The 26,221-nt window shown below is 57.8% G+C and carries 19 protein-coding genes, 1 tRNA gene and 2 pseudogenes; 21 read left to right on the plus strand and 1 reads right to left on the minus strand.

What is annotated here, in order from left to right; genetic code table 11:
* The first annotated feature begins 278 nt into the window (after positions 1–278).
* Both ACR8BN_RS07285 and ACR8BN_RS07290 read left to right on the plus strand, forming a co-directional pair.
* A pseudogene (locus tag ACR8BN_RS07285) lies at positions 279–632 on the plus strand (type II toxin-antitoxin system RelE/ParE family toxin).
* Between the two features lie 4 nt (positions 633–636).
* Positions 637–939 carry a helix-turn-helix domain-containing protein gene (locus ACR8BN_RS07290; RefSeq protein ID WP_434747472.1) on the plus strand — a complete coding sequence of 101 codons (303 nt, stop codon included), beginning with the start codon at positions 637–639 and terminating at the stop codon, positions 937–939.
* Between the two features lie 90 nt (positions 940–1,029).
* Here ACR8BN_RS07290 and ACR8BN_RS07295 read toward each other — a convergent pair.
* Positions 1,030–1,105 (minus strand) — tRNA-Asn (locus ACR8BN_RS07295).
* Between the two features lie 505 nt (positions 1,106–1,610).
* Here ACR8BN_RS07295 and ACR8BN_RS07300 point away from each other — a divergent pair.
* The 19 genes and pseudogenes from ACR8BN_RS07300 to ACR8BN_RS07390 all read left to right on the plus strand — a co-directional run bounded on the left by ACR8BN_RS07300 (position 1,611) and on the right by ACR8BN_RS07390 (position 26,092).
* Entirely contained in the window at positions 1,611–2,534 is a 924-nt protein-coding gene (locus tag ACR8BN_RS07300; protein ID WP_031591254.1) for a sugar ABC transporter substrate-binding protein, read from the plus strand.
* A 32-nt stretch (positions 2,535–2,566) separates the two neighbouring features.
* Positions 2,567–4,051 (plus strand): sugar ABC transporter ATP-binding protein, encoded by a 1,485-nt coding sequence (locus ACR8BN_RS07305; protein WP_039389407.1) that lies wholly within the window; start codon positions 2,567–2,569, stop codon positions 4,049–4,051.
* Between the two features lie 23 nt (positions 4,052–4,074).
* Positions 4,075–5,098, plus strand: a pseudogene (locus tag ACR8BN_RS07310) (ABC transporter permease).
* A gap of 454 nt (positions 5,099–5,552) precedes the next feature.
* Positions 5,553–6,470, plus strand: coding sequence for a nitrogen assimilation transcriptional regulator NAC (gene nac / locus ACR8BN_RS07315; protein WP_010247899.1), 918 nt, complete (start codon positions 5,553–5,555; stop codon positions 6,468–6,470).
* Between the two features lie 1,346 nt (positions 6,471–7,816).
* Positions 7,817–8,776, plus strand: coding sequence for an HTH-type transcriptional regulator Cbl (cbl, locus tag ACR8BN_RS07320; RefSeq protein ID WP_039389569.1), 960 nt, complete (start codon positions 7,817–7,819; stop codon positions 8,774–8,776).
* A 160-nt stretch (positions 8,777–8,936) separates the two neighbouring features.
* The gene (locus tag ACR8BN_RS07325) at positions 8,937–10,394 is read left to right on the plus strand and encodes an NAD-dependent succinate-semialdehyde dehydrogenase (RefSeq protein WP_275102964.1); all 1,458 of its coding nucleotides are present in this window, start codon (positions 8,937–8,939) and stop codon (positions 10,392–10,394) included.
* A gap of 446 nt (positions 10,395–10,840) precedes the next feature.
* Positions 10,841–12,310: an aldehyde dehydrogenase family protein gene (locus ACR8BN_RS07330; RefSeq protein WP_031591249.1), complete on the plus strand. Its 1,470-nt coding sequence runs from the start codon at positions 10,841–10,843 to the stop codon at positions 12,308–12,310.
* Positions 12,311–12,338: 28 nt separating this feature from the next.
* Positions 12,339–13,007, plus strand: coding sequence for a haloacid dehalogenase type II (locus ACR8BN_RS07335; RefSeq protein ID WP_163793062.1), 669 nt, complete (start codon positions 12,339–12,341; stop codon positions 13,005–13,007).
* A 10-nt stretch (positions 13,008–13,017) separates the two neighbouring features.
* Positions 13,018–14,295 carry an NAD(P)/FAD-dependent oxidoreductase gene (locus ACR8BN_RS07340; protein WP_134160721.1) on the plus strand — a complete coding sequence of 426 codons (1,278 nt, stop codon included), beginning with the start codon at positions 13,018–13,020 and terminating at the stop codon, positions 14,293–14,295.
* 82 nt (positions 14,296–14,377) lie between these two features.
* The gene (locus ACR8BN_RS07345; RefSeq protein WP_010247876.1) at positions 14,378–15,985 is read left to right on the plus strand and encodes an ABC transporter substrate-binding protein; all 1,608 of its coding nucleotides are present in this window, start codon (positions 14,378–14,380) and stop codon (positions 15,983–15,985) included.
* 27 nt (positions 15,986–16,012) lie between these two features.
* Positions 16,013–16,969 (plus strand): ABC transporter permease, encoded by a 957-nt coding sequence (locus tag ACR8BN_RS07350; protein ID WP_069025139.1) that lies wholly within the window; start codon positions 16,013–16,015, stop codon positions 16,967–16,969.
* Positions 16,966–17,817: an ABC transporter permease gene (locus ACR8BN_RS07355; protein WP_434747473.1), complete on the plus strand. Its 852-nt coding sequence runs from the start codon at positions 16,966–16,968 to the stop codon at positions 17,815–17,817. The genes ACR8BN_RS07350 and ACR8BN_RS07355 overlap by 4 nt, the downstream gene beginning before the upstream one ends.
* A complete protein-coding gene (locus ACR8BN_RS07360; protein WP_434747474.1) occupies positions 17,814–19,478 on the plus strand; it encodes an ABC transporter ATP-binding protein in 1,665 nt (554 codons plus the stop codon). Before ACR8BN_RS07355 ends, ACR8BN_RS07360 begins: the two co-directional genes overlap by 4 nt.
* 134 nt (positions 19,479–19,612) lie before the next feature.
* Positions 19,613–20,944 carry an NAD(P)/FAD-dependent oxidoreductase gene (locus ACR8BN_RS07365; RefSeq protein ID WP_434747475.1) on the plus strand — a complete coding sequence of 444 codons (1,332 nt, stop codon included), beginning with the start codon at positions 19,613–19,615 and terminating at the stop codon, positions 20,942–20,944.
* Positions 20,945–20,955: 11 nt separating this feature from the next.
* Positions 20,956–21,798, plus strand: a complete 843-nt coding sequence (locus ACR8BN_RS07370; protein WP_434747476.1) for a GNAT family N-acetyltransferase — start codon at positions 20,956–20,958, stop codon at positions 21,796–21,798.
* Positions 21,798–22,724 carry a 2-hydroxyacid dehydrogenase gene (locus ACR8BN_RS07375; protein WP_208003016.1) on the plus strand — a complete coding sequence of 309 codons (927 nt, stop codon included), beginning with the start codon at positions 21,798–21,800 and terminating at the stop codon, positions 22,722–22,724. Before ACR8BN_RS07370 ends, ACR8BN_RS07375 begins: the two co-directional genes overlap by 1 nt.
* Position 22,725: 1 nt before the next feature.
* Entirely contained in the window at positions 22,726–23,859 is a 1,134-nt protein-coding gene (locus tag ACR8BN_RS07380; protein ID WP_434747477.1) for a M20 aminoacylase family protein, read from the plus strand.
* 113 nt (positions 23,860–23,972) lie between these two features.
* Positions 23,973–25,289: a 4-aminobutyrate--2-oxoglutarate transaminase gene (gabT, locus tag ACR8BN_RS07385; RefSeq protein ID WP_010670905.1), complete on the plus strand. Its 1,317-nt coding sequence runs from the start codon at positions 23,973–23,975 to the stop codon at positions 25,287–25,289.
* A 290-nt stretch (positions 25,290–25,579) separates the two neighbouring features.
* Positions 25,580–26,092: an Lrp/AsnC family transcriptional regulator gene (locus ACR8BN_RS07390; protein WP_010247853.1), complete on the plus strand. Its 513-nt coding sequence runs from the start codon at positions 25,580–25,582 to the stop codon at positions 26,090–26,092.
* The last annotated feature ends 129 nt before the right edge of the window (positions 26,093–26,221 follow it).

The raw sequence follows: 26,221 nt of genomic DNA on the forward strand, positions 1-26,221 counted from the left end.
TCTGCATTGGCAGGGAAGCGATGCGAACAAAATTAAAGCCCGCTCCGGGAAGCCTGAGCGGGCTTTCTTATTGATAACAACGCCTCACATCATCTCACCCCATAACCAATCCGGTACAACTCGCAAAACGATAAAGGTTGTGTGGATTCATCACTGACCCGACTGAACGCTTCTCTCACTTTGCACTAAAGGCACAGGCATCTGAAATCCCCCTGCATCACACTCGATTATCGCTTTACATCTATATAGCATTTGACCTATATTAATAAGGAGTTCCCGTGTGGATGATTAAAACGACGGAGAGGTTTGATCGCTGGTTTACCTTGCTTAATGAGAGCGATCGCGCCTGCGTACTGGCAGCATTAATGGTGTTGCGCGAAAAAGGGCCGGGGTTGTCCAGGCCATAAGCGGATACGCTAAAAGGCTCTGTTTATATCAACATGAAAGAGCTGCGTATTCAGAGTCGTGGCGATCCGATAAGGGCTTTCTTTGCTTTTGACCCAAACCGAACGGCGATTGTGCTTTGTGCCAGCAATAAGGTGGGTAATGAAAAGCGTTTTTATCAGGAGATGCTTCCGGTTGCCGATCGGGAATTTACACACTGGCTGAATAGTTTTAAAGATGAGGAGTAACCAGATGGGCAGAACGCTTGAACAGCTTATTGCGGATGAAAAACCGGAAGTCGTTGCCGACGCACAGGCGATGGCGACGGATATCCTGCTCAACATTCACCTTGCCGAGCTGCGCGAGAAAGTGCAGAAAACACAGGTCGAAATGGCAAAGGCGCTGGGCATTACACAGCCTACCGTGGCGGGCATGGAGAAGCAGGGCCGCGACCTGAAGCTTTCCACACTCAAGCGCTATATCGATGCGGCAGGGGGTAAGCTGCGGCTGGTGGTGGAACTGCCGGACGGCTCGCACTACGGGTTTGAGGTGTAAGCCATTCAGACGGGGATGTCATGCCGTAGTGACCGAAAACATAAAAGCAAAAAGCCCGCTCAGGTTTCCCTGAGCGGGCTTTTCTGATTCTGGCTCCTCTGACTGGACTCGAACCAGTGACATACGGATTAACAGTCCGCCGTTCTACCGACTGAACTACAGAGGAATCGCTTGAACGGGGCGAATATTAGCGGCGCAGATCCCGCTTGTCAAAGCCCTGTTTACTGAATTGCGTTCAGATGCTCGTAAAAGCAGCGGATTGGCGATTTTTACCCGATTCTGCTGGATTTTCAAACTGCCAACAGGATCTCACTTTGCGGGCATTTCTCCGCAGATGTTAGAGGCATGTCAAAGTTTTGTTGTTTGCCGATGTTAAAACAACCGTTTCAGTGCTTTTATGATAAAAATTTCAAAACGTGATTATATGGAATAAATAAACTGCTTATCATCACGGTCGTCATTATCGTCTGAAAGTGAAACGCTATTTTGAAGTTAACTGTTTGCAGATCAAGTGATTGTGAAAAGGAGTGGTCGATCACAAAAATAGTCAGAACCTGAAGTCTTACCTCAAATTTCCCGAAACAGACGCCAGACAGGCTGGGTGAATGTAAAAGATATTTTTCATTCGCGGTCACAGCCGCTGAGCAAGTTAACAAATAAGAAGGGTCCCTATGAACATTAAAAAAACGATTGTCGCCTCACTGTTAGCCTGCATGTTACCTGCCGCGGTTATGGCAAAAGATATCTCGGTTGGCGTCTCCATGGCGCTGTTTGATGACAACTTCCTCACCATTCTGCGTACTTCAATGCAGAAAGAGATGCAGAAAGATGGCGTTAAAGGGCAGGTTGAGGATGCAAAAGGCGACGTTTCACAGCAGCTGCAGCAGGTTCAGAACTTTATCGGTCAGGGTGTTGATGCGCTGATCGTCAACCCGGTCGATACCAATGCGGTGAAACCGATTATGGACCAGGCGAGCAAAGCGGGTATCCCGCTGATCTTTGTCAACCGCCGTCCACAGGCTGAACTGACCGGCAAAATGGCCTACGTCGGGTCCGATTCGGAACTGGCCGGACGCTTACAGATGGAAGCGCTGGCTAAAGCGATGAACGGCAAAGGCAATGTTGCCATCCTGATGGGTGATCTGGCGAATGAAGCGACCCGTGACCGTACCAAAGGTGTGGAAGAGGTTGCGGCTAAATTCCCTGGCATCAAAATTGTTCAGAAACAGACCGCCAAATTTACCCGTAACGATGCGGTAGACGTAGTCAGTAACTGGATGACCGCCGGTGATGAGATCAATGCCATCGCTTCAAACAACGATGAAATGGCGATCGGTGCGCTGCAGGCGCTGGGTAAAAACCCGGACAAAATCCTGATCGCTGGCGTCGATGGCACACCCGATGCGCTGCAGATGCTGAAGCAGGGCAAGATGGTCGCGACCGTATTCCAGGATGCGCAGGGCCAGGGTGAAGGTGCGGTGCAGACGGCGGTCAAACTGGTAAATGGCGAAAAAGTCCAGAAAGTCATCAACATCCCTTACCAGCTGATTACCAAAGACAACATGGAACAGTTTACCAAGCGTAACCTGAAATAGTCGTTCCCGACCCAGCAGTACGGAGGTGATGTATGAACGCGTTTGCGCTTGAAGCCGAAGGCATCAGCAAGTTCTTCCCCGGCGTAAAAGCCCTCGACAACGTTTCGTTGCGGGTGCGTCCGGGAACGGTACATGCCTTGATGGGCGAAAATGGCGCGGGCAAATCCACTTTAATGAAGTGCCTGATCGGGATGTATCGTCCCGATCAGGGCACCATCAAAATTAAAGGGGAGCCGGTGCAGTTTCAGGACACCATGGACGCATTGCGTTCCGGTATTTCCATGATCCACCAGGAACTCAACCTGGTGCCTTACATGACCGTTGCCGAGAATATCTGGCTGGGTCGCGAACCGATGAGATTTGGGTTTGTCGATCACGCCCGACTTAATCAGAAGACGCAGGAATTGCTGAACCGCCTGAATATCCGCCTGAAAGCCGATCGGATGGTGGGCGAGCTGAGCATCGCGTCACAGCAGATGGTTGAGATTGCCAAAGCAGTGTCATGGGATTCAGACATCGTGATTATGGATGAGCCCACCTCCGCGCTGACAGAAACCGAAGTGGCGCATCTGTTTACCATCATTCGTGACCTGCGGGAGCAGGGTAAAGCGATCATCTATATCAGCCACAAGATGGATGAAATCTTCAACATTACCGATGAAATCAGTATTTTCCGCGACGGCACCTGGATCGCCAGCGATCAGACGTCGAAATATACCCGCCAGTCGCTGATTACTCAGATGGTGGGACGCGAACTGACCCAGCTTTTCCCGAAATTTAACAGCGCCATCGGGGAAGAGGTGCTGACGGTGCGCAATCTCACCTGCAAAGATCGTTTTACCGACGTCAGTTTCAGTGTGCGGCGGGGTGAAATCCTCGGCGTCGCCGGACTGGTGGGTGCGGGCCGGAGCGAGGTGATGGAGAGCCTGTTCGGCATGGAGAGCTTCGACAGCGGCGAGATCTTAATTGATGGCGTGCCGGTGACGATCGACTCACCCTCAACCGCGATTGAAAAGGGCATGGCGTTCCTCACCGAAGACCGTAAAAAGTCCGGCCTGTTTCTGGTGCTATCGGTGATGGAGAACATGAGCATCGTTAACATGCCGGAGTACAGCGGTAAAAGCGGATTTGTCAGCCATGTGAAGATGGCGCAGGACTGCATGGATCAAATCCGTCGTCTCAACATTAAAACGCCGACCATGGATCAAATCATCAATAACCTCAGCGGCGGTAATCAGCAGAAAGTCCTGATTGCCCGCTGGCTGCTGGCGCAACCGAAGATTCTGATTCTGGACGAACCGACGCGCGGCATTGACGTCGGCGCAAAAGCGGAGATTTACCGCTTAATCAGTGAACTTGCCAACCGTGGCGTGGCTATCATCATGGTCTCCTCTGAACTGCCGGAAATTCTTGGCATGAGCGACCGGGTGATGGTTATGCACGGCGGGCGTATAACCGGCATCCTCGATAAAGAAGAAGCCGATCAGGAAACCATTCTGTCGTTGGCATCCGAGTGAGGCGCGAGACCACTATGAGCAATATGAAAGCTACTGCCACTCCGGCAGCCCCGCAGCAACCCTCTTTTTTTGCCAGCCTGCGTCATAAATTGCCGAAAGATACCGGCATTTTCGTGGTGATGGTGGGGATTGCGTTGATTTTTGAAATGTTTGGCTGGTATGTGCGTGACCAGTCTTTCCTGCTTAACACCAACCGTCTGATCCTGATTGTATTGCAGGTGGCGATTATCGGGATTATCGCCGTCGGCGTGACCCAGGTCATCATCACCACCGGTATCGATCTCTCCTCCGGGTCCGTTATCGCCCTGGCGGCGGTGGTGGCCGCGAGCCTGGCGCAGACCTCTGACAGTCTGTCGCCAATGTATCCGTCGCTGGTCAATATGCCTGCGGCAATCCCTATCGCGGCCGGTATCGGCGTCGGTTTGCTGGCGGGCGTGGTCAATGGTGTACTGATTACCCGCACCGGTATTCCACCCTTCATTGCCACGCTGGGCATGATGGTGTCGGCACGCGGTCTGGCGCAGTATTACACGCAGGGCAATCCAATCAGCTTCCTGTCCGACGGCTTTACTTCAATCGGGCAGGGTGCCATGCCGGTGGTCATTTTCCTGGTGGTGGCATTTCTGTTCCACATCGCCCTGAAACATACCCGCTACGGTAAATATGTTTATGCCATCGGCGGTAACATGACCTCGGCGAAAGTCTCCGGTATCAACGTTAATAAGTACCTGATCATTGTTTATTCCATCGCCGGCGGACTCTCTGGTCTGGCGGGCGTGGTACTGGCGGCTCGCGTCAGCAGTGGTCAGTCGAGCATGGGGATGTCGTACGAGCTGGATGCGATTGCCGCAGCCGTTATCGGTGGCAGCAGCCTGATGGGGGGTAGGCCGTATCACCGGCACCTTAATTGGCGCAGTGATCCTTGGCCTGATTAAAAGCGGATTCACCTTCGTTGGTGTCGATGCGTACATTCAGGACATCATCAAAGGGATGATTATTGTGGCTGCGGTCTCTATCGACATGCACCGTAACCGCAAAAAACGCTAACGGGTAGCCGTTGCCTTCTTCCGTATGGGGGAGAGGGCAACGGTTGCTTTTTATCATCCGGCATCCGCCAGTGATAAGAAATCCCGCTGATAGCGGTTACATTAACTCCCTGTTTTTCACGCCTCTGTTCAGGCGCTACAAGCCTTCATCATGTGCAATGCGTTTCCACTGCACTCAAACTGTACAGCCTGTCATCACTTTTCTGCACGTCTTACTCGCAGCGTCTGCACTGTCACAGTGCGCCTGACTGCTTTACTCTCTCTACTCAGCTATTTATGATCCTTATTAACCCATAAGAGGTAATCAGAAACGCTTATTTTCCGGGCCGTTAGGAAAAATCTGGCTGCTTGATGGCCTGAATTTTTTAAACCTGGCCTGCATCTTGCAAAATCTCTGTTATCAGGGCGATGGGATCAGACCCATTTCGCTATTCGGGGTGAGTGACGGAGGCAAGATGAATTTAAGACGACTGAAGTACTTTGTGAAAATCGTCGATATCGGCAGTCTGACGCAGGCAGCAGAAGTGTTGCACATCGCCCAGCCTGCACTCAGTCAGCAGGTCGCGACGCTGGAAAATGAACTGGATCAGCAGTTGCTGATTCGCACCAAGCGCGGCGTTACGCCAACTGAGGCTGGTAAGATTCTCTATGGTCATGCGCGCACTATTCTGCGCCAGTGTGAGCAGGCCCAGACTGCGGTGATCAATGCCGGTCAGGTGCTGAGTGGGCAGGTATCGATTGGGCTTGCCCCAGGCACCGCGGCTTCATCGCTGACCATGCCGCTGTTGCAGACCGTTCGCGATCAATTTCCGGAAGTGCTGGTTTACCTGCACGAAAATAGCGGCAGCGTGCTGAATGAGAAAGTGATGAACGGTCAGCTGGATATGGCGGTGCTGTACGATCGCGCCCCCACTGCCGGGATCACCAGCATGCCGCTGATGAAAGAGGATCTCTTTCTGGTAGGCGCCACCGATTACCCGGGTGCCAGCGTCGATCTGGCCGATGTGGCGCAGATGAGTCTGTTCTTACCGCGCGATTACAGCGCAGTGCGCAAGCGGGTCGATGAGGCCTTTTCGCTGCGTCGGCTGAGTGCACGCATCATCGGTGAAATCGAATCGATTTCAACCCTGACCGCAGCCATTTCCAGCGGCATGGGCGTGACCGTATTACCTGAGTCCGCCGCCCGTTCGCTAGTGGGTTCCACCGATGCCTGGATGTCACGCATCAACAGTCCGTCATTGAGTCTGCCGCTGTCACTGAACGTCTCCGCCCGGTTGCCGCTGTCGCCTTCAGCGCAGGCAGTGAAAAACATCCTGCTGTCGCTGCTGAATAAGCCGCTGAGTGAGGAGCGGGAGTTGATGTTAGTGAGTTAAGAGGGGGCTTGTAGCGGGCTGGCAACCAGCCGGTTTCGCTTTGCAGTGAGTTTCGCTTTGCAGCGGGCTGCACTGCGCGGGTTTCGCCCGCCAGGCGATGGGGAGTTTCAGGTCACTTAGCCGCGCGTGAGCACTGAGCGGTTTACGCCCGCCAGGCGGTGGAGGCTGTGAGCCTTTAGCAGCGGGTATGCACTGAGGAAGTTTCACCCGCCAGGCGTTGGGGAGTTTCAGGTTGCCTGTGCAGGCGGACGCGTCAAGGGGCGGACGCCCGCCCCTTAACAATCCCGGCGTCCGGCTGCCTGCGCGCCCCGCTGTGCGGGGTACCTTCGTCACGCCCTGCGGCCGACGGACCGTCCGGACTCGCCATCCCTGGCTCGTGCCGTCCTTTCGCCGACGTCCTGTCGGCTCATCCTTGCCTCAGGTTGTTCCTCAGCGCTCCGGACGCCTCTCACAAACCCCCGCCTTTTATTTCTTTATGTTTTCTTTGGTGCTGAGTTGTCTGATGGCCTGAAAGCCAGTCTCAATTCCTGAAGTTCACCGCAACATTCTCAGTGACCCAAAAATGAGATAACAGTGGGTGGGGTCGAAGGCCATTCTATCTGCTGAGCCGAAAGTCAGAGGCAATCCCAAAAAACTACAGCGATAAAGTACCCGACATAAAAAGCAGAGATAACAGCACGTGGGTTGAATAACATTCTGTCTGCTGAGCCGAAAGTCAGAGGCAATCCCAAAAAACTGCAGCGATAAAGTACCCGACATAAAAAGCAGAGATAACAGCACGTGGGTTGAATAACATTCGGTCTGCTGAGCCAAAAGTCAGAGGCAATTCCCAAACTCATCGCGACAGCGAGCCCAACATAAAAAGAAAAGATAACAGCGAGGGGGTGGGGAGGCCGTCAGAACCGCTGAGCGGATGAGGGATTTCAGGATGAGCGACAGGGATGTCGCGAAGAGGCGGGTTCGCGCCATGGATGGCGCGTCCCGCTGGTCCGTGAGAAATCCTGAAGTAGCGAAGGAACCGCGAAGCGGCGGTGAAGCAGGTCGGAGCCCGGGGTCAAGGGGGCGCGGCGACTGGCGCCCCCTTGTCGGTCGCCTGCAGAGGCGAATCTGAAACTGCCTGGCTTACCAGGCGAACGAAACCTTCTCATAGCCCGTTCGCGCAGCGAACAAATTCTTCCCAGCGCCGGTCCGCGCACCGAACCAAAACCTCCTCAGCGCCAGCCCGCCCCCCTAAAACCCACCCCTTTATTCCCTAAAGTCATAAATTCGAATTTTTTAGTATTTCCGGTTATCAATAATAGTTCTTACCATCAGATAATCAGATTATGTAAAGGGAGGTAAATACCGTGAATTTCCAGCAGCTTAAAATCATCCGCGAGGCGGCCCGCTGTGAGTTTAACTTAACGGAAGTCGCTAATACGCTATTTACGTCCCAGTCGGGAGTAAGTCGGCACATCCGTGACCTGGAAGATGAACTCGGGGTTGAGATCTTTATCCGTCGCGGCAAGCGCCTGCTGGGGATGACCGAGCCGGGCAAAGCGCTGCTGACCATCGCTGAGCGTATCCTGGATGAAGCGGGCAAAGTGCGACGTCTGGCCGATGTCTTTACCAATGAAACCAGTGGCATCCTGACCATAGCCACTACCCATACTCAGGCGCGCTACAGCCTGCCGAAAGTCATCAAAGCGTTTCGTCAGCTCTATCCCAACGTCCGGCTTGAACTCAATCAGGGGTCGCCGCAGGAAATTGTGACCATGCTGCTGGCGGGCGAGGCGGACATTGGGATCGCCAGTGAATTACTGGTCAACAACAGCAGTCTGGCGGCGTTCCCCTGGTTCAGCTGGCATCACGCCTTACTGGTGCCGAAAGGGCATGAACTGGTGCAGAATCAGCCGGTTTCACTGAGCACGCTCAGCCGCTATCCATTGATCACCTACCGGCAGGGTATCACCGGACGTTCGCGGGTTGACCGTGCATTCCAGACGGCCGGTTTAAAACCAGATATCGTGCTCAGTGCTCAGGACTCCGATGTGGTGAAAACCTACGTCAAACTCGGTTTAGGCGTGGGGATACTGGCCGATCAGGCGTGTGAAACTGAAGAGAGTGAAGAGCTGGTGCGCCTCGATGCCACGCATCTGTTCGATGCCAGCACCGTATGGCTCGGCCTCAAGCGCGGCCAGCTGCAACGCAACTACGTCTGGCAGTTCCTGGAACTTTGCAACGCCAACCTGTCGCTGGAAGAGATCAAGCGTCAGGCGCTCTCTTACAGCAATGACGACGAACCGGTTATCGACTACCAGATTTAAGTACACGGCGCATCCACCCGGATGCGCGCCTGTTTACGCACGGCATAAAATTTCAAATCACCGCGAAAATTTCTCTCATCGACCTTTCTCACCCCGCACAACAACATCCTGCGCTGACCCGGCACGATAAAGTGGAATCAGCTGACCACAAGGGGATGATATGTCGCGACTACAACTTAACGATAGCGATCTGCTGCGCCAGCAGGCGCTGTTTAATGGACGCTGGCAGGATGCGCATCAGGGCGCCACGCTGCCGGTTACCGATCCCGCCACGGGCGAAACCCTGGCGACCATTCCGGCACTGGGTCGGGCAGAAACCGAGCAGGCGATAGCTTATGCGGAAACGGTGCGCATCAGCTGGGGCAAAACCACCAATGCCAGCCGCGCCGCGCTGCTGGAAAAGTGGCATCAACTGATTATTGAACACGCAGACGACCTGGCGATTATCATGACCGCCGAGCAGGGCAAACCGCTGGCGGAAGCCAGAGGCGAAGTACTCTATGGAGCCAGCTTTGTGAAATGGTTCGCGGAAGAGGCACGCCGAATCTATGGCGACACCATTCCCGCGCCCAGCGAGGACCGGCGCATCCTGGTGCTGAAACAGCCGGTAGGCGTTGCCGCCGCAATCACGCCGTGGAACTTCCCGATTGCGATGATCACCCGCAAGGTGGCGCCCGCTCTGGCCGCCGGATGCCCGATTATTGTTAAACCTTCTGAGTTGACGCCGCTGTCGGCGCTGGCACTGGCGGTGCTGGCAGAGCGCGCCGGCTTCCCTGCCGGCGTGTTGCAGGTGCTGACCGGCCTGCCCACGGAGATTGGCGCGACGCTGACCGAAAGCCGCACGGTACGTAAAATCTCCTTTACCGGTTCAACCCGCATCGGACAGTTGCTGATGCAACAGAGCGCCGACAGCATCAAGCGCCTGAGTCTGGAGTTGGGTGGCAACGCGCCGCTGATCGTGTTTGATGATGCGGATATTGAGATTGCCGTCGCGGGGGTCATGCTCAGCAAGTTCCGCAACGCCGGGCAGACCTGCGTCTGCGCTAACCGCATCCTGGTGCAGCGAAGTATCTATCCGCGTTTCACCGCCCGGTTGCTGGAGGCGGTCGCCACCCTGAAAGTGGGGGATGGTTTTGCGCCCGACAGCACTATTGGCCCTTTGATCAACAGCCGCGCGGTGGAGAAAGTGAACGGTCATATCGATGATGCGCTCAGTCAGGGTGCAACGCTGCTGACCGGCGGCATCAGCCAGGGCAACGGCACTTTTGTGCAGCCGACGGTGCTCGGTGAGGTCACCGCCGCCATGCGCATCGCCCATGAAGAGACGTTTGGTCCGGTCGCGCCGCTGTTTATCTTTGATGATGAAGAGGAGGCGATCGCGATGGCGAATGACACGCCTTACGGCCTGGGTGCCTATTTCTTTACCGAGAACATCCGGCGCGCATGGCGGGTAGCGGAGGCACTGGAGTTTGGCATGGTCGGCTTTAACACCGGCGCCATTTCCCTGGAGGTCGCGCCGTTTGGCGGCGTGAAACTCTCCGGTATTGGCCGGGAAGGTTCCCGCTACGGAATTGATGAATATCTGGAACAAAAAACATTTCACATTGGCAGTCTGTAACTAAAAATTGGAAAAAGGCCAGCCGGGTAATCCGGGTGGCCTTTTTTTTGCCTGAGGCTCAGTAAAAACTTACCGGCGTCAAATAATTGTTCTGAAAAATTAAAAAATTTATCAGGGATGTGAAGCGGGTCGTTAAATCGGCGGGTCATGCGTACCGGAATGAGCAGCCTTATCAGCAATATCCGCTTTGGTGCAATTTCCGTGCAGGTTGCACCAGCAGGGCGCATAAATTTTGTGAAGTAAATCATCTGTTTAATTGTTCGGCAATTCCGCAAAAAATCTCCCGGCAATACGGCAGAAAATTTTTTTGCGCTGTTTTAAACGCATTTTTATTTTTTGCCCGGCTGGCATACTTTCTGCATTAGCTTATTAACAGCGCAGAAACCGGCAGTTTTAAATGCTAATAAACCAGCAACTGATGGGTGTAACAAATAAGGAATTCTTCCATGTTAAGTTTCGACCCGGAAAAAGTTTCTCTTCCAGCTGGCCATTATATTGGCGGCCAGCACTGCCAGAGCCAGGGCGCATCCTTTGAGGTTAAACGTCCCTCGGATGGCAGGGTCTATGCCACGCTGCAGGACGCCACGCCGCAGGATGTCGATCGTGCCGTGACCGTGGCGCATCAGGCGCTGAAAAGCAGCGGCTGGTCCGGTTGTCCGCCGCGCGAACGCGGACGGGTACTGCGCCGCTGGGCCGATCTGATTGAGCAGGACGCGCTGCTGGCACAGCTGGAAGCGCTGGGCTCGACCCGGCCGATCAATGACGTGGTGCTGCACGAAATTCCTTTTACCGCCGAAGCGATTCGCTTCTATGCCGAATGCGCTGATAAATACAGCGGGGATCTCTTTCCTACCCGCGACAGCAGCCTCGGTATGCTGATTGCCGAACCTTATGGCGTTATCGCCGCGATTACCCCGTGGAATTTCCCATTGTCGATGGCGTCGTGGAAATGCGGACCGGCGCTGGCGGCGGGTAATGCGGTGGTGCTTAAACCCTCTGAACTGACCCCGTTTTCAACCGTGCGCATGGCCGAACTGGCCATTCAGGCAGGCTTACCAGCCGGCGTGCTGAACATTGTCCAGGGCAGTGGCGCGGTGACCGGCAGCGCGCTGGTAAAACATCCGCTGGTGCGCAAAGTCTCGTTTACCGGCTCGACGCTGACCGGTCAACGCATCATGAGCGATGCCGCCCAGCACGGCATGAAACCGGTGACGCTGGAACTGGGCGGCAAAAGTCCGCAACTGGTGTTTGATGACGCGGGTGACCTTGAGGTGCTGGCCCAGCGTATTCTGCGCGGCTTCACCGCCAACGGCGGTCAGGCCTGCGTGGCGGGCACCCGTCTTATTGTGCAGCGCAACATTGCCGATCCGCTGGTTGAGCGGCTGGCTCAACTCTGCCGGGAGGTTAAACCGGGCGTCACCTGGCAGGAGGACAGCCGCTACGCGCCGCTGATCGACGAACGACAGGGCAACAAAGTCTGCTCGGTTATTGAAGCGGCAAAAGCGCAGGGCGCAGAAGTGCTGGTGGGCGGTGAGCGTTTTGCCGACACCGACGACGGCTGGTTCTGGCAGCCCACGCTGCTGAGTCACGTGGCGCAGGATAACCCGGCGGTCCAGCAGGAGATTTTTGGTCCGGTGCTGACGGTGCAGACGTTTGATGATGAAGAGCAGGGACTGGCGATGGCCGCCCATGACACCTATGGCCTCTGCGCCGGTGTTCACACCCTGAGTCTGCCGCGCGCGCTGCGGGCAATGCGCGCCATTGACGCGGGCACCGTCTGGATCAACCGCTATGGCCGCTCCGGCGACTTCATCATTCCGACCGGCGGCTTTCTTGGCTCCGGCATTGGTAAAGATTTAGGCCGCCAGGCGTTTCAGGCCTGCCAGCGCCAGAAGAGTGTACTCATCGATTTCTAAGCGCAACTGACAATGACGAGGGTGTTACATGGCACTGTTTAAACCGAAATTCATCACGTTTGACTGTTACGGCACGCTGATTCGCTTCGATATGGCGGGTGCCGCGCAGCGCTGTTTCAGCGACCGCGTCGACCCTGACGCAATGCTCGCCTTTACCACCGACTTTTCCAGCTACCGGCTGGATGAGGTGCTCGGCGCGTGGAAACCCTATTACGACGTGGTGAGTAATGCCCTGCAGCGCACCTGCAAAAAGTGGGGCATCCGCTGGGACAAAGCCGACAGCGACTTTATCTACACCGACTGCGCCAGCTGGGGTCCGCATCCCGACGTGCCCGCCGGGCTGGCAAAGGTTGCTAAGGAGTTTCCACTGGTGCTGCTGACCAACTCGATGAAAGACCTGATCCCGCATCACGAACCACGTCTGGGCGCACCAATCTATATGGCTATCACGGCAGAAGAGACGGGAGCCTACAAACCACAGATGAAGGGCTTCGAGTACATGCTGGATAAGCTCGGCTGCGGCCCGGAGGAGATCCTGCACGTCTCCTCCAGCTTCCGCTATGACCTGATGACTGCCCACGATCTCGGCATCAAAAACAAAGTCTGGGTTAATCGCGGTCATGAACCGGCGAATCCGTACTACCAGTACACCGAAATCAACGATATTGGCGGCCTGCCTGGCGTCGTAGGACTCTGAGGAACACCCCATGAAACTGGAATCGTTCTGGCAGGCTACCGCTCCGGCCTTTACCGGTGCCGCACGCGAACCGCTGCCGGCACAGGCGGACGTGGTGGTGATTGGCGGTGGCTTCACCGGCATCTCGGCGGCCCTGAACCTGGCGCGCAGCGGCATCAGCGTGGTGCTGCTGGAGAGTGGCGACGTGATGAGCCAGGCCTCGGCGCGCAACGGCGGGCACTGCAACACCGGTGTGGCGCAGAACTTCGCCTCGCTGGTGGCGAGCCAGGGTCTGGAGCAGGCCAGCCGCTTCTACCGGGCATTTGATGAGGCGGTGAGCTATGTCCAGCAACTGATCCAGGATGAAGCGATCGACTGCGATTTCCGGCTGTGCGGCAAACTCAAGCTCGCCAGCAAAGCGTCGCATGTGGCCGGGCTGCAGGAAGCGTATGAACTGATGCGCCGCACCGTTGACCCGGAGATCGAACTGCTCGACAAAACGGCGGTACGCAACGAGATCGCCAGCGATGACTTCCACGGCGGCCTGCTGCAGAAGCGAGGCGGTCAGATGCACATGGGCAAGTTCGGCGTCGGGCTGGCTGAGGCCGCCGCCCGCAGCGGCGCGAAGATTTTCCCGCACCACGCCGTGACGAAGTTAGAACGCCTGAAGGGTTATCAGCATCGGGTAGAGACCGCGCAGGGCACTATTCTGGCGGACAAAGTGCTGATGGCGACCGGCTGCTCCAACGTCGGCCCTTTTCCCTGGTTTCAGCGCCGCATTGTGCCGGTCGGCAGCTTTATCGTGGTGACTGAGGCGCTCGACCCGGCGCTGCTGCGCCAGGTGCTGCCAAACGATCGCACCTATGTCACCTCACTGAATATCGGCAACTACTTCCGTACTACGGCCGATCGCCGTTTGGTGTTTGGCGGGCGGGCGCGGTTTGCCGTCAGCAACCCGACGTCGGATTCGCGTAGCGGCGAAATCCTGCGCCGGGCGATGACGCAGATGCTGCCACAGCTTGGCCAGTCGCAGGTGGATTACTGCTGGGGCGGTATGGTCGACATGACCGCCGACCGTCTGCCGCACGCGGGTGAACAGGATGGCCTCTTCTATTCGCTGGGCTACAGCGGTCACGGCACCCAGATGTCTGTGTGGATGGGACGCGTCATGGCCAGTCTGCTGGCTGAAAAGCGCACTGAAAATCCCTGGCAGCGCGACACATGGCCTGCGCTGCCCGGTTATCACGGCAAGCCATGGTTTTTACCGCTCGCAGGACTCTATTACAAAGCAAAGGATCGCCTTTCATAACGTCCCGTCGGGTGCTGACCGCCAGGTTATCAGCACCGCCAGAACATGATCCCCGGTTCGCCTGACTATTGAGGGTACAGAGATGAGTAAATTTGATAATAACGACGCTGATGCGGTAAATCCGGCACTGACGCGCATGATCACCGAAGGCTCACTTTCACGTCGCAGCCTGATGAAAATGCTCTCAGCCGGTGCGGTGATGAGCAGCGGCCTGATCACTTTTTCAGGGGCGGCACTGGCGGACGACAAGCCGGTCAGGGGCGGTAAACTGCGGGCGGCGATGTCGAATGCCTCGGCCACCGATACACTTGATCCGGCCAAAAGTAACAACAGTGCGGATTACACCCGCCAGTTTATGTTCTACAGCGGCCTGACCGAGCTGGATAAAAACCTGATGGCGCAGCCAGCGCTGGCCGAATCGCTGGAATCCAGCGACGGCATTACCTGGCATATCAAACTGCGTAAGGGGGTCACTTTCCATGATGGCAAACCGCTGACTGCCAAAGATGTTATCTACTCGCTCAGCCGTCACAAAGATCCGGCCATCGCCTCTATCGCCTTTAAGCTGGCCGATCAGTTCAAAACCTTCAGCGCGGTCAATGATAATGAGGTGCAGCTGGAGCTGAGCAGCGCTAACTTCGACGTCCCTTATATGCTGGCGACACCGCCGTTTCTGATCGTGCCGGACGGCACCAAAGATTTCAGCAAAGGCATCGGCACCGGTCCGTTTGTCTGCAAAGCCTTTATGCCGGGTGTGCGCACCATCGGCACCAAAAACCCTAACTACTACAAGCCTGGTCTGCCACATCTGGATGAGGTAGAGCTGATTGGCGTCACCGACGGCGCAGCGCGCGTTAATGCCCTGATGTCGGGCGATCTGCAGATGGTCTCCACGCTGACCGCTGCCGACTGCAAGCGCATCAAAGCCAGCAGCGAATTTGGCGTGCTTGAGAGTAAATCGGGCATGTACACCAACCTGATTATCCGCACCGATGTGAAGCCGGGTAACAACGAAGATTTCGTGCTGGCGATGAAATATCTGCAGCCACGTGAAATGCTGGTGAAAACGGTGCTGCAGGGTTACGGCGACGTCAGTAATGACACCCCGGTGCCGCCGTGGCATCCGCTCTATAACGCCGATCTCAAACCGCGTGCGCTGGACATTGAAAAAGCGAAGTTCCACATCAAAAAAGCGGGCATGGCCGGCTCCACGGTGGAGATTATCACCACGCCGAATATCGAAGGGGCAAATGAAGGCGGTCAGATGATTCAGCAGATGGCGCGCGGGGCAGGGCTGAACATCAAAGTGCGACGTGTGCCGTATGACGGTTACTGGTCTTCGCACTGGATGAAAGATCCGGTGGGATATGGCTCGATAAATCCGCGTCCGACGCTCGACATGCTCTTCTCACAGTTTTATCTCTCTACCGCACCGAATAACGAATCGGGCTGGAAAAACCCTCAGTTTGATCAGCTGGTGGTCGCGGCACGCGGTGAGCGCGATCAGGCGAAACGCAAGCAGATGTATGGCGACATGCAGACGCTGATTTATGACCACTGCGGCACCCTTATCCCGACCTTTATCAGCTCCACAGATGGCTACAACAAAAAGGTCAAAGGGGTGGAGGCCTGGCCGTCGGGCATGATGATGGGCTATCGCTTCCATGAGTTTGCGTGGCTGAGCGCCTGATACGTTATTTGAGGAAGGAGTACGCCGATGAACCGATACATGCTGTTCCTGATTGCCCGGCGAATTGGTGCTGGCATCCTGACTTTGCTTATCGTCTCGGCGGTGGTGTTTTTCATCACCAGCCTGCTGCCGGGCGACGCAGCGCAGATGATCCTCGGCCAGAACGCCACGCCGGAAACGGTGGCGGCGTTACGGCAGCAACTGGGTCTCGATCAGCCTTTGCTGATGCGCTACTTCCACTGGCTGTCAGGCATGGTGCAGGGCGACTTTGGCACCTCGTTTGCCAGCCATTTGCCGGTCTCGCAGCTGGTGGCGCAGCGCATTCCCGCCACCTTTGAACTGGCGGGTATCACCACGCTGATCTGCGTGCCGCTGGCGCTGATTATCGGCATTATTGCGGCGATGAATCGCGGTTCACGGCTCGATCGGGCGCTGGTCATCGGCACTATGGCGACGGTTGCCGTGCCGGAGTTTCTGGTGGCGACGGTGGCGGTGTTGATTTTTGCCGTCAAGCTGCACTGGGTGTCAGCGATGTCGTTCGGCAGCCCGGATAGCGACCTGCTGAGTTACCTCAAAGCCTACGCGCTGCCGGTGCTGACCCTCTGCTGCGTGCTGGTGGCGCAGATGGCGCGTATGACGCGGGCAGCCATTATCAACCAGCTCGACAGCCCTTATCTGGAGATGGCGCTGCTGAAAGGGGTTTCACCGCTGAGAGCGGTGCTGCGTCACGCACTGCCTAACGCGGTCGGCCCCATCGCCAATGCCATTTCACTCAGCCTCTCCTATCTGTTTGGCGGGGTGATCATCATCGAAACTATCTTCAGCTATCCCGGTCTGGCCAGCCAGCTGGTGGATGCGGTCAGTAACCGCGACCTGCCGGTGGTGCAGCTCTGCGTGATGCTGTTCGCCGCCTGCTACCTGGTCCTGCTGCTGGCGGCAGACATTCTGACTATCGCCTTTAACCCGAAATGGAGAAGCGCATGAATATTCTCTCGTTGCCCTGGCGTTTCTTACAGTCGCTCTCCTGGTCGGGACGGCTGGGTCTGATAATGTCGCTGTTCTGGCTGCTGATGGCGGTATTCGGCACCCCGCTGGCCCCGCACAGCATTGATGACATCGGCGGCGGCCCGCTGATGGGCGGCCTGACGTCTGATAACCTGCTGGGCACCGACTACCTTGGGCGCGACATGCTGAGCCGCATTCTCTACGGCGCGAAGTTCTCTATCGGTCTGGCGCTGAGTGCGGCGCTGCTGGCCAGCCTGATCGGCACGCTGCTGGCGCTGCTGGCAGCGGTGGCGGGGCGCTGGCTGGAGGAGGTACTGGGCCGCGTCAACGACGCGCTGCTGGTACTGCCGGGTAAAGTGCTGTCCCTGATGATAGTCGCGGTATTTGGCTCCTCACTGCCAATGCTGATCCTCACGGCGGTCTTCACCTACTGGCCGGGCGCATTCCGTATCGCGTTTGCCATGGCCAGCTCGCTGCGCAGCATGGACTATGTCCGGGCGTCACGGCTGCGGGGCGAAAGCCGCTGGTATATCGCCATTCACGATATCCTGCCCAACATGGTGCACCCGATGCTGACTGACTTTGGTCTGCGCTTTGTCTACATCGTTCTGCTGCTGAGCGGCCTGAGCTTCCTCGGTCTGGGTGTTCAGCCGCCCTACGCCGACTGGGGCACGCTGGTGCGTGAAAATATGCAGGGGCTGTTTGACGGCTCGCCTGCGGTGCTGATGCCCGCGCTGGCGATTGCCAGCCTGACCATTGGCGCCAACCTGTTTATTGACAGCCTGCAGGCGATGCGTCCGATGACGCTGGCGAAGGAGGGAACATGAACGTGACACCACATACCGCCATGCCGGTGATTTCGGTGGATAAACTGCGCGTCACTGCGCAGACCGATCGCGGCGAAGAGATCGACCTGGTTTCCGACATTCACTTTACCGTGCAGAAGGGCGAGGTGCTGGCGCTGATTGGCGAATCCGGCTCAGGTAAAACCACTATCGCGATGGCGCTGATGGGTTACGCCCGCAGCGGCTGCCGCATCGCCGACGGCAACATTCATGTTGCCGGCACCGACGTTAACAGCCTGACGCCGGGGCAGCTGCGCGCCTTTCGCGGCAACAAAGTCGCTTATATCGCCCAGAGCGCGGCAGCGTCGTTTAATCCGGGCATGAAGATCCTCGACCAGGTGATTGAGCCGGTGGTTATCCACGGCACCCTGACCCGCAAAGCGGCAAAAGCCAAAGCGATTGAGCTGTTCCGCGAACTGGCGCTGCCCAACCCCGAGACCATTGGCGACCGCTTCCCGCACCAGGTGTCGGGCGGTCAGTTGCAGCGTCTGATGACGGCGATGGCGCTGATTGGCGATCCTGACGTGGTCATCCTTGATGAACCAACTACCGCGCTGGATGTGACCACGCAGGTGGAAGTGCTGAAGGCGTTTCGCCGCGTGGTGGTGCAGCGCGGCGTCACGGCGATTTACGTCAGTCACGATTTAGCCGTGGTGGCGCAGATGGCAGACCGGATACTGGTGCTGCTGCGCGGCAGGATGGCGGAGTATGGCAGCACCGCGCATCTGATCGGCGCACCGCAGGCGGAGTACACCCGTTTACTGATGGAGGCGGCGCGGCAGAAAGAGCGGCCCAGCAACTGGTGCCCGGTTGCCGCCGATATTCAGCCGCTGCTAGAGGTGCGCGACCTCAGCGCAGGTTATGGCCCGCGCGGCAGCGACGGCTATCCGAAAATACGCATTCTGGAGGATATCAATCTCAGGCTGTGGAAAGGGCAGGCGATTGGCATTATCGGTGAGTCAGGCTCAGGTAAAACCACTCTGGCGCACGCCATTGCCGGACTCAACGCTCCAAGCCACGGCCATATTCTGTTCAACGGCCACTACATCTCAGGCGATATGCAAAAACGGCCTGACAACGAACTGCGCCGCATTCAGTATGTATTCCAGATGGCAGACACCGCGCTGAACCCGGCTCACAGCGTTGAACGCATCCTGTCGCGTCCGCTAACGCTGTTTCACGGTCTGAACGGTGCGGCCCGACAGCAGCGGCTTTATCAGCTGCTGGATCTGGTGCAGCTTCCGCGCAACGTGCTGTGGCGGCGTCCCTGGGCGCTCTCTGGCGGGCAGAAGCAGCGCGTCAATCTGGCGCGCGCGCTGGCGGCTGAGCCGGATCTGATTCTGTGTGATGAAGTGACCTCGGCGCTGGATACGGTGGTTGCCGCCGCCGTCCTCGACTTAATCAGCGAACTGCGCCGCGAACTGGGACTCTCGGTGATCTTCATCAGCCATGACATGCATGCGGTACGCGCGGTGTGTGATGAAATCGTGGTGATGAAGAGCGGTCGCATCGTCACCCAGCTGGCGCGCAGCGACTACGACAAGCCGACCAGCGAGTTGTATTTCGAGCGGCTGAAACGCGCGGTGCCGGAGCTGCGTCAGGGCTGGCTGGATGAGCATGAAGAGATTTTAAAAGCAGAGTGAGTTGCCTGAAGCAACTGGCACCCTGATTAATCCGCCGGCACAGCACTAATGTAATGCGCGGGCGGCACGGGTCAGCACACAGCGGTGATATCGCTCTGCGCTGATCAGATACTGACAACAGAGGTAGTCTTGTTATGCCTGCACCGATTCGTTATGTACAGGACAGTGCGAATTTTCCCGATTCCGCCGATGTAGTGGTTATTGGCGCCGGTATCGCCGGAGCCGCCGCCACCTGGGAGCTGGCGAAGCAGGGACTGAAGGTCGTGCTAATCGAAAAAGGCCTGGTAGGAGCGGAGCAGTCGAGCCGTAACTGGGGCTGGTGTCGCCAGCAGAACCGCGATGAACGTGAATTGCCGCTGATTATTTATGCGCTGCAACGCTGGGGTGAGCTTAACGATGAAACCGGCGAGGAGCTGGGTTTCCGCCGCAGCGGGCTGGTTTACGCCACGCAGGAAGAGTCGGACATCGCGGCCTGGGATAAGTGGATCCAGATGGCAAAAGGCTATGGCGTGCGCAGTTCGATCCTCACGGCGGAGCAGGCCAAAGCGATGACGCCCGGCAGCACCACAAGCTGGCGGGGCGGTCTCTCAGCACCTACCGACGGTCACGCCGAACCTCGTCTGGCTGCGCCCGGGCTGGTGGCGGGCGCGCTGAAAAAAGGGGCGCTGCTGTTTCAGCAGTGCGCGGTGCGCGGGCTGGATATCGCCGCCGGACGGGTCAGCGGCGTCTGGACCGAGCGTGGCCTGATCAAAACCAGCCGGGTAATCTGTGCCGCCGGGGCCTGGACCTCCATGTTCTGCCGTCGTCACGGTATTGATCTGCCGCTGGGCAACGTGATTGGCACCGCCTTCCGCACGCAGCCCATTGAGCAGGCGATTGCGATGCCGCTTTACACGCCAGGCTTTGCCTGTCGGCCACAAATGGACGGCAGCTACACCGTATCCGTCTCGGGTCGCGGTCGGCTGGAGCCGGGGGCGCAGGGGCTGCGCTATGCCCGCCAGTTCTATCCGACGTTTAAAAGTCGCCGCAAGAATCTCACCCTGAATCTTGGCCTGTCGCCGTTCTTCAATGGCCCGGAAGCAATGGGTGGCTGGGCATTTGACCGCGAGTCGCCGTTTGAGCGCATGCGCATTCTCGATCCGGCAGCCGATGCAGCGATCGTAGAAGAGGGACTGGCGGCGATGCGGCGTGAATATCCGGCGCTGGCGAACCTGCGGCTGGCGCAGTCCTGGGGCGGCATGATTGACAGCACCCCGGACGCGATTCCGGTGATCTCCACCGTGGCGAAACTGCCGGGGCTGGTGCTCTCGGCGGGCTACAGCGCCCACGGCTTCGGTATCGGACCGGGTGCCGGACGACTGGCTGCCGATCTGGCGACCGAAGCCACGCCAGTTGTTGATCCCACCCCTTATCGCTACAGCCGTCTGGTTGACGGCAGCGGACTTGAAACGCCAGGCATGATGTAAGGAGACCTGCAATGAGCCTGAAAATACGCGCAATGACGCCGGACGATCTCGACCACTGTTTCACCTTAACTCAGGCACTGAAATGGCCCCACCGACGCGAAGACTGGGCGCTGGCGCTGCAGCTGGGCGAGGGCACAGTGATTGAAGAGCAGGGCAAGCTGATTGGCAGCGCCGTGCTCTGGCGCTGGGGCGACAGTGCCGCCACGCTGGGACTGATCATTGTCGATAACCAGCAGCAGGGGCGCGGCCTGGGCAAACAGCTGATGCTGGCGCAACTGGAAAAATTGCCTGATTGTAACGTGCGTCTGCACGCCACCGAAATGGGCAAAGGTTTGTATGAAAAGCTCGGGTTTGTCAGTTGCGGTGAGATTCGCCAGCACCAGACCCGCGCCGTGACCACGCTGCCAGAACCCGTGATCCCGGCTGGGCTGCTGCTGCGTCCGGCAACACTGGCCGACCACGCCACCCTGGTGACGCTGGATCAGCAGGCGCACGGCATGCATCGTCCGGCACTGTTCGACCACCTGCTGCGCGACTGCCAGACGGTGCTGTTGCAGGATGACCAACAGCAAATTCAGGGCTTCGCCAGCCTGCGCCGCTTTGGTCACGGCTGGGCGATAGGCCCGATCATCGCGGGAGACTTCGCGGTAGCGAAGGCGCTGGTCGCCTCGCTGATGCAGTCGCTGCAGGGGGAATTTCTCCGCATCGACACCGATGCCGCGCTGCCGATGGCCGCCTGGCTACAGAGCCTCGGCATCCCTCAGGTCGATGCGCCTGCGACTATGGTGCGCGGCACGCCCTGGACGCCGCAGGGTATGCAGGCGTTTGGACTGATGACGCAGGCGATGGCCTGATGCATATCGTCTATAAATCGGAGCCGGAACGTGGCCGCATCTGGCAGCGCTGGCTGGCAGCGCATGCGCCTGACATTCAGCTGCATATCTGGCCTGAGACCGGCGATCCAGAGCAGGCTGAGGCGCTGGTTGCCTGGCAGCCACCGGCTGACATCACTGCGCTTTTCCCCCGGCTGAAACTGCTGTTCTCCGTGGGTGCCGGGGCCGATCAGTTTGACCTTGGCGCGCTACCAACCGAGCTGCCGGTGATAAGAATGATCGAACCAGGCCTGACCCAGGGCATGGTGGAGTATGTCACCTTCGCGGTGCTCGGCCTGCATCGCGACATGCCGCGCTATTTTCATCAGCAACGCCAGCAGCAGTGGCTGGCACACGCGGCATTACCTGCCGCGCAGCGTCGGGTGGGCGTCATGGGGCTGGGCGAACTGGGCCAGGCCGCACTGCAACAGCTGGTGGCGCTGGGCTTTGACTGCGCCGGCTGGAGCCGCACACCGCGCCAGATTCCCGGCGTCCGCTGCTGGCACGGTGACGATCAGCTCGGGGCGTTTCTGGCGCACAGCGAGATTCTGGTCTGCCTGCTGCCGCTGACTGACACCACACAGGGTCTGCTTAACCGCACCCTGTTTAATCAATTACCACAGGGCGCGGCGCTGGTGCAGGCCGGGCGCGGCCCCCAGCTGAATCAGGACGATCTGCTGCAGGCGCTGGAGAGCGGGCAGCTCCGTGCCGCCGTGATCGATGTGACCGACCCGGAGCCGTTACCGTCGGGCCATCCCTTCTGGCACCATCCCGCCATCTGGCTCACACCCCACGTTGCCAGTCAGACGCAGAATGAGAGCGCCATTGCGGCACTGCTGGAAAACCTGCGGCGCTATCAGCGTGGCGAGCCGCTGCGCGGTGAGATTGACCGTTCACGAGGATATTAAAATGGAACATCTGGTGGCACTGCGCCGCGACCTGCATGCGCATCCGGAACTGGGCTTTCAGGAGCAGCGCACCAGCGACATCGTGGCGAATTTTCTGCAACAGCTTGGCATAAAGGTGCATCGCGGCATCGGTAAAACCGGCGTGGTCGGGATACTGAAAAAGGGCAGCAGTGAACGCATGATCGGCCTGCGGGCTGATATGGATGCGCTGCCGATGCAGGATCAGAGCGGCACCGACTGGCAAAGCCGCGCGGAGCAGGTGAGCCACGCCTGCGGCCACGACGGTCACACCGTGATGCTGCTGGGAGCCGCAGAAAAACTGGCGCGCGACGTCAGCTTTGATGGCAGCGTCTGCTTTATCTTCCAGCCCGCCGAAGAGGGGCTGGCGGGTGCAAAGGCGATGATTGACGATGGCCTGTTCAGCCGCTTTCCCTGCGAGGCGGTCTACGCCATTCACAACTGGCCGGAACTGCCGCTCGGCCAGGTACAGACCCGTCCTGGCGCGATCATGGCGGCGGCTGACCGCTTTGATATCCGGGTACTGGGCGGAGGTGGTCATGCCGCACAGCCACATCTGACGCGCGATACTCTGCTGGCGACCAGCGAACTGGTGGTGCAGCTGAATACCCTGGTGTCACGCGCGCTGGATCCGTGCGAAACGGCGCTGCTCACCGTCACCCGGATGCAGGGCGGCTTTTCGCACAACATGATCCCGGCGGAGGCGAACATCACCGGCACGGTGCGCACTTTCAGCCCGGCAGCGCAGGCGACGATTGAAGCGCGGCTGCGTCAGATGGCGGAGCACATCACCGCCGCTCACGGCCTGCACGCAGAGGTCAGCTATCTGCGCTACTACCCGGCGACCCTGAATAGCACTGCTGAAGCGCAGTTTTGCCTGCAGGCGCTGACGCAGGCGGGCATCACGGCTGAGGCCGCGCCCCAGCCCGCACTTACCTCAGAAGATTTCGCTTTTATGCTGCAGGCGCGGCCCGGTGCCTATCTGTGGCTGGGATCGGCACCCTGCAAGCCGCTGCATCATGCCGCTTACGACTTCAACGATGCGCTGATCCCGCATGGCGTTAACGTTTTTGTCACGCTGATTCGTCAGGCGCTGGCAGAGAAATTTCCCTGCTGAATGCCGCAGGATTTTAACAGGAAATGCCGCTGTCTGAGGAATTACGGCAGCGTGACAAACCAGCGGGTTGCGATACTTGAGCCAACCGAACGTTACGTGGATGAGGGTTTAAAATGCAGAATGTCATGGCAGAGCAGCAAGCATACTCCGATAACAGCCTGTTACTGGATGCACGCGAGCAGAATGTGCCGCGCGGCGTAGTTACCGCCCATCCGCTGGTGATCGAACGCGCCAGAGGCAGTGAAGTGTGGGACGTGGAGGGCAATCGCTATCTCGACTTTGTCGGCGGCATCGGGGTGCTGAATGTCGGCCACAATCACCCGGCAGTGGTCAATGCGGTGACCCGCCAGCTCGGTCTGGTGTCTCACGCCTGTTTTCAGGTGGTGGCCTATCCGGGCTACATCGAGCTGGCGCAGCGGCTGAACAAACTGGTGGGCGGCGATGAGGCGTACAAAAGCGTCTTCTTTACCAGCGGCGCTGAAGCGGTGGAAAATGCGGTGAAGATTGCCCGCTCACACACCCAGCGCTCTGGCATCATCGCTTTTGATGGTGCGTTTCATGGCCGCACCCTGCTGGGTATCACCCTGACCGGCATGTCCGCGCCTTACAAACAGAATTTTGGCCCGTTCCCCGGCGATATTTACCGTCTTCCCTTCCCGAATCCGCTGCACGGTATTACTGAAGCAGACTGCCTGAAAGCGCTGGATCAGCTGTTTGCGGTGCAGATCCTGCCGGAGCGGGTCGCGGCAATTATCATTGAGCCGGTTCAGGGCGACGGCGGCTTCCTGCCCGCTGGTCCGGCATTTATGCAGGCGCTGCGTCGCATCACAAGCCAGCACGGTATTCTGCTGATTTGTGATGAAATCCAGTCCGGCTTCGGGCGTACCGGCACGATGTTCGCCTTCCAGCAACTGGGTATTAAACCCGATTTAGTCACGCTGGCGAAAAGCCTGGGCGGCGGTCTGCCGATTTCCGGCGTGGTGGGGCGTGCAGAGATCATGGATGCACCCACACCCGGCGGGTTAGGCGGTACTTATGGCGGCAACGCACTGGCCTGTGCTGCGGCGCTGGCGGTGCTGGATCTGTTTGAGCAGGAAAACCTGTTGCAGCGCTCCTGCCAGCTTGGCGAGCAACTCAATGCACGACTGCGGCAGCTGGCGGATAAATATGCCTGCATCGGTGACGTCCGCGGCGTGGGCTTTATGCAGGCGGTGGAGATCCTCGATTTCGAAACCGGTCGCCCGGATGCGGCCTTAACTCAGAAGATCCTCGACAGCGCCTGCCAGGAAGGATTGCTGCTGATTAAATGCGGCCTGCATCGCAACACTATCCGTTTCCTGGCGCCGCTGGTCACTACCGACTCACAGCTGGAAGAGGCGCTGCATATCTTCGATATTGCGCTGGCCCGCGCCACAGGCCGGTTGGGATAAAGTGCGATTCCTCATTGATATTGTTAAAGTAATTTGAAAATCTCCCGCTGGTATAACCACTGCGAAGCGCTGGCGCGTTTACGGTAAAGCGTGATATACCTTCGGGAGGTTCTGCACATTTAATTAAGCGTCTATCCCATCAGGCTATTTCATTTGTCAGTCTGAACCTGGTCAGTGCTTACAATCCCCACGTACGTCATGTACGCGCCGGTTGTTGCGCGCTGTCCGTCTCCAGACTGCCTGCAACAATGACGCCTGGCGGGACAGGCTCTGACAATGAGGGGGGTGCTATGAACGGCTTAATGAAACTCGACCGCATCGACATCAACATCCTGGTGCAACTCCAGAAAGATGGCCGTATCAGCAACGTTAACCTCGCCGACGCCGTAGGTCTTTCGCCCAGTCCCTGTCTGCAACGGGTCAAACGTCTGGAACAGGCCGGTTTTATCACCGGTTATGAAGCGCACATTAATCTCACCCGCATTACCGATTCGGTGACCGTCTTTACCGAAGTCACCCTGTCAGGCCATCGCCGCGAAGACTTTATGAAATTTGAAAGTGCGATGCGCGACGTCGATGAGCTGATGGAGTGCCATCTGATTACCGGCGGCTATGACTATTTGCTGCGCTTTATTACCCGCAGCATTGAACATTACCAGGAAGTGATTGAGAAGATGCTCGACGCTCAGATCGGCATCGATAAGTACTTCAGCTATATCGTGATCAAATCCCCGATCATGAAAAGCAGCGTGCCGTTGCGATCGCTGATCGGCAAGCACAATTCGGTGGAGTTCGGCGTGTAGCGGGCGGTCAGGCGTCGCCCTCGCCATGTTTACCGGTGGAAAGAGGGCCGTCACCTGCCTTGTATCTGTCTGCTCTTTCGCGATTCACACCAGCCGCACTTATGTTCGCCCATCCGCTTCACTTCTCCC

Source organism: Pantoea sp. Lu_F5_004 (assembly GCF_051136245.1).
Lineage (GTDB): Bacteria > Pseudomonadota > Gammaproteobacteria > Enterobacterales > Enterobacteriaceae > Pantoea > Pantoea agglomerans.

Excerpts from the sequence above, each read along its gene's own strand:
- ACR8BN_RS07290 (WP_434747472.1), top strand. The coding sequence starts at position 637 with ATGGGCAGAACGCTTGAACAGCTTATTGCGGATGAAAAACCGGAAGTC.
- ACR8BN_RS07300 (WP_031591254.1), top strand. The coding sequence starts at position 1,611 with ATGAACATTAAAAAAACGATTGTCGCCTCACTGTTAGCCTGCATGTTA.
- ACR8BN_RS07305 (WP_039389407.1), top strand. The coding sequence starts at position 2,567 with ATGAACGCGTTTGCGCTTGAAGCCGAAGGCATCAGCAAGTTCTTCCCC.
- nac (WP_010247899.1), top strand. The coding sequence starts at position 5,553 with ATGAATTTAAGACGACTGAAGTACTTTGTGAAAATCGTCGATATCGGC.
- ACR8BN_RS07325 (WP_275102964.1), top strand. The coding sequence starts at position 8,937 with ATGTCGCGACTACAACTTAACGATAGCGATCTGCTGCGCCAGCAGGCG.
- ACR8BN_RS07330 (WP_031591249.1), top strand. The coding sequence starts at position 10,841 with ATGTTAAGTTTCGACCCGGAAAAAGTTTCTCTTCCAGCTGGCCATTAT.
- ACR8BN_RS07335 (WP_163793062.1), top strand. The coding sequence starts at position 12,339 with ATGGCACTGTTTAAACCGAAATTCATCACGTTTGACTGTTACGGCACG.
- ACR8BN_RS07340 (WP_134160721.1), top strand. The coding sequence starts at position 13,018 with ATGAAACTGGAATCGTTCTGGCAGGCTACCGCTCCGGCCTTTACCGGT.
- ACR8BN_RS07345 (WP_010247876.1), top strand. The coding sequence starts at position 14,378 with ATGAGTAAATTTGATAATAACGACGCTGATGCGGTAAATCCGGCACTG.
- ACR8BN_RS07350 (WP_069025139.1), top strand. The coding sequence starts at position 16,013 with ATGAACCGATACATGCTGTTCCTGATTGCCCGGCGAATTGGTGCTGGC.
- ACR8BN_RS07355 (WP_434747473.1), top strand. The coding sequence starts at position 16,966 with ATGAATATTCTCTCGTTGCCCTGGCGTTTCTTACAGTCGCTCTCCTGG.
- ACR8BN_RS07360 (WP_434747474.1), top strand. The coding sequence starts at position 17,814 with ATGAACGTGACACCACATACCGCCATGCCGGTGATTTCGGTGGATAAA.
- ACR8BN_RS07365 (WP_434747475.1), top strand. The coding sequence starts at position 19,613 with ATGCCTGCACCGATTCGTTATGTACAGGACAGTGCGAATTTTCCCGAT.
- ACR8BN_RS07370 (WP_434747476.1), top strand. The coding sequence starts at position 20,956 with ATGAGCCTGAAAATACGCGCAATGACGCCGGACGATCTCGACCACTGT.
- ACR8BN_RS07375 (WP_208003016.1), top strand. The coding sequence starts at position 21,798 with ATGCATATCGTCTATAAATCGGAGCCGGAACGTGGCCGCATCTGGCAG.
- ACR8BN_RS07380 (WP_434747477.1), top strand. The coding sequence starts at position 22,726 with ATGGAACATCTGGTGGCACTGCGCCGCGACCTGCATGCGCATCCGGAA.
- gabT (WP_010670905.1), top strand. The coding sequence starts at position 23,973 with ATGCAGAATGTCATGGCAGAGCAGCAAGCATACTCCGATAACAGCCTG.
- ACR8BN_RS07390 (WP_010247853.1), top strand. The coding sequence starts at position 25,580 with ATGAACGGCTTAATGAAACTCGACCGCATCGACATCAACATCCTGGTG.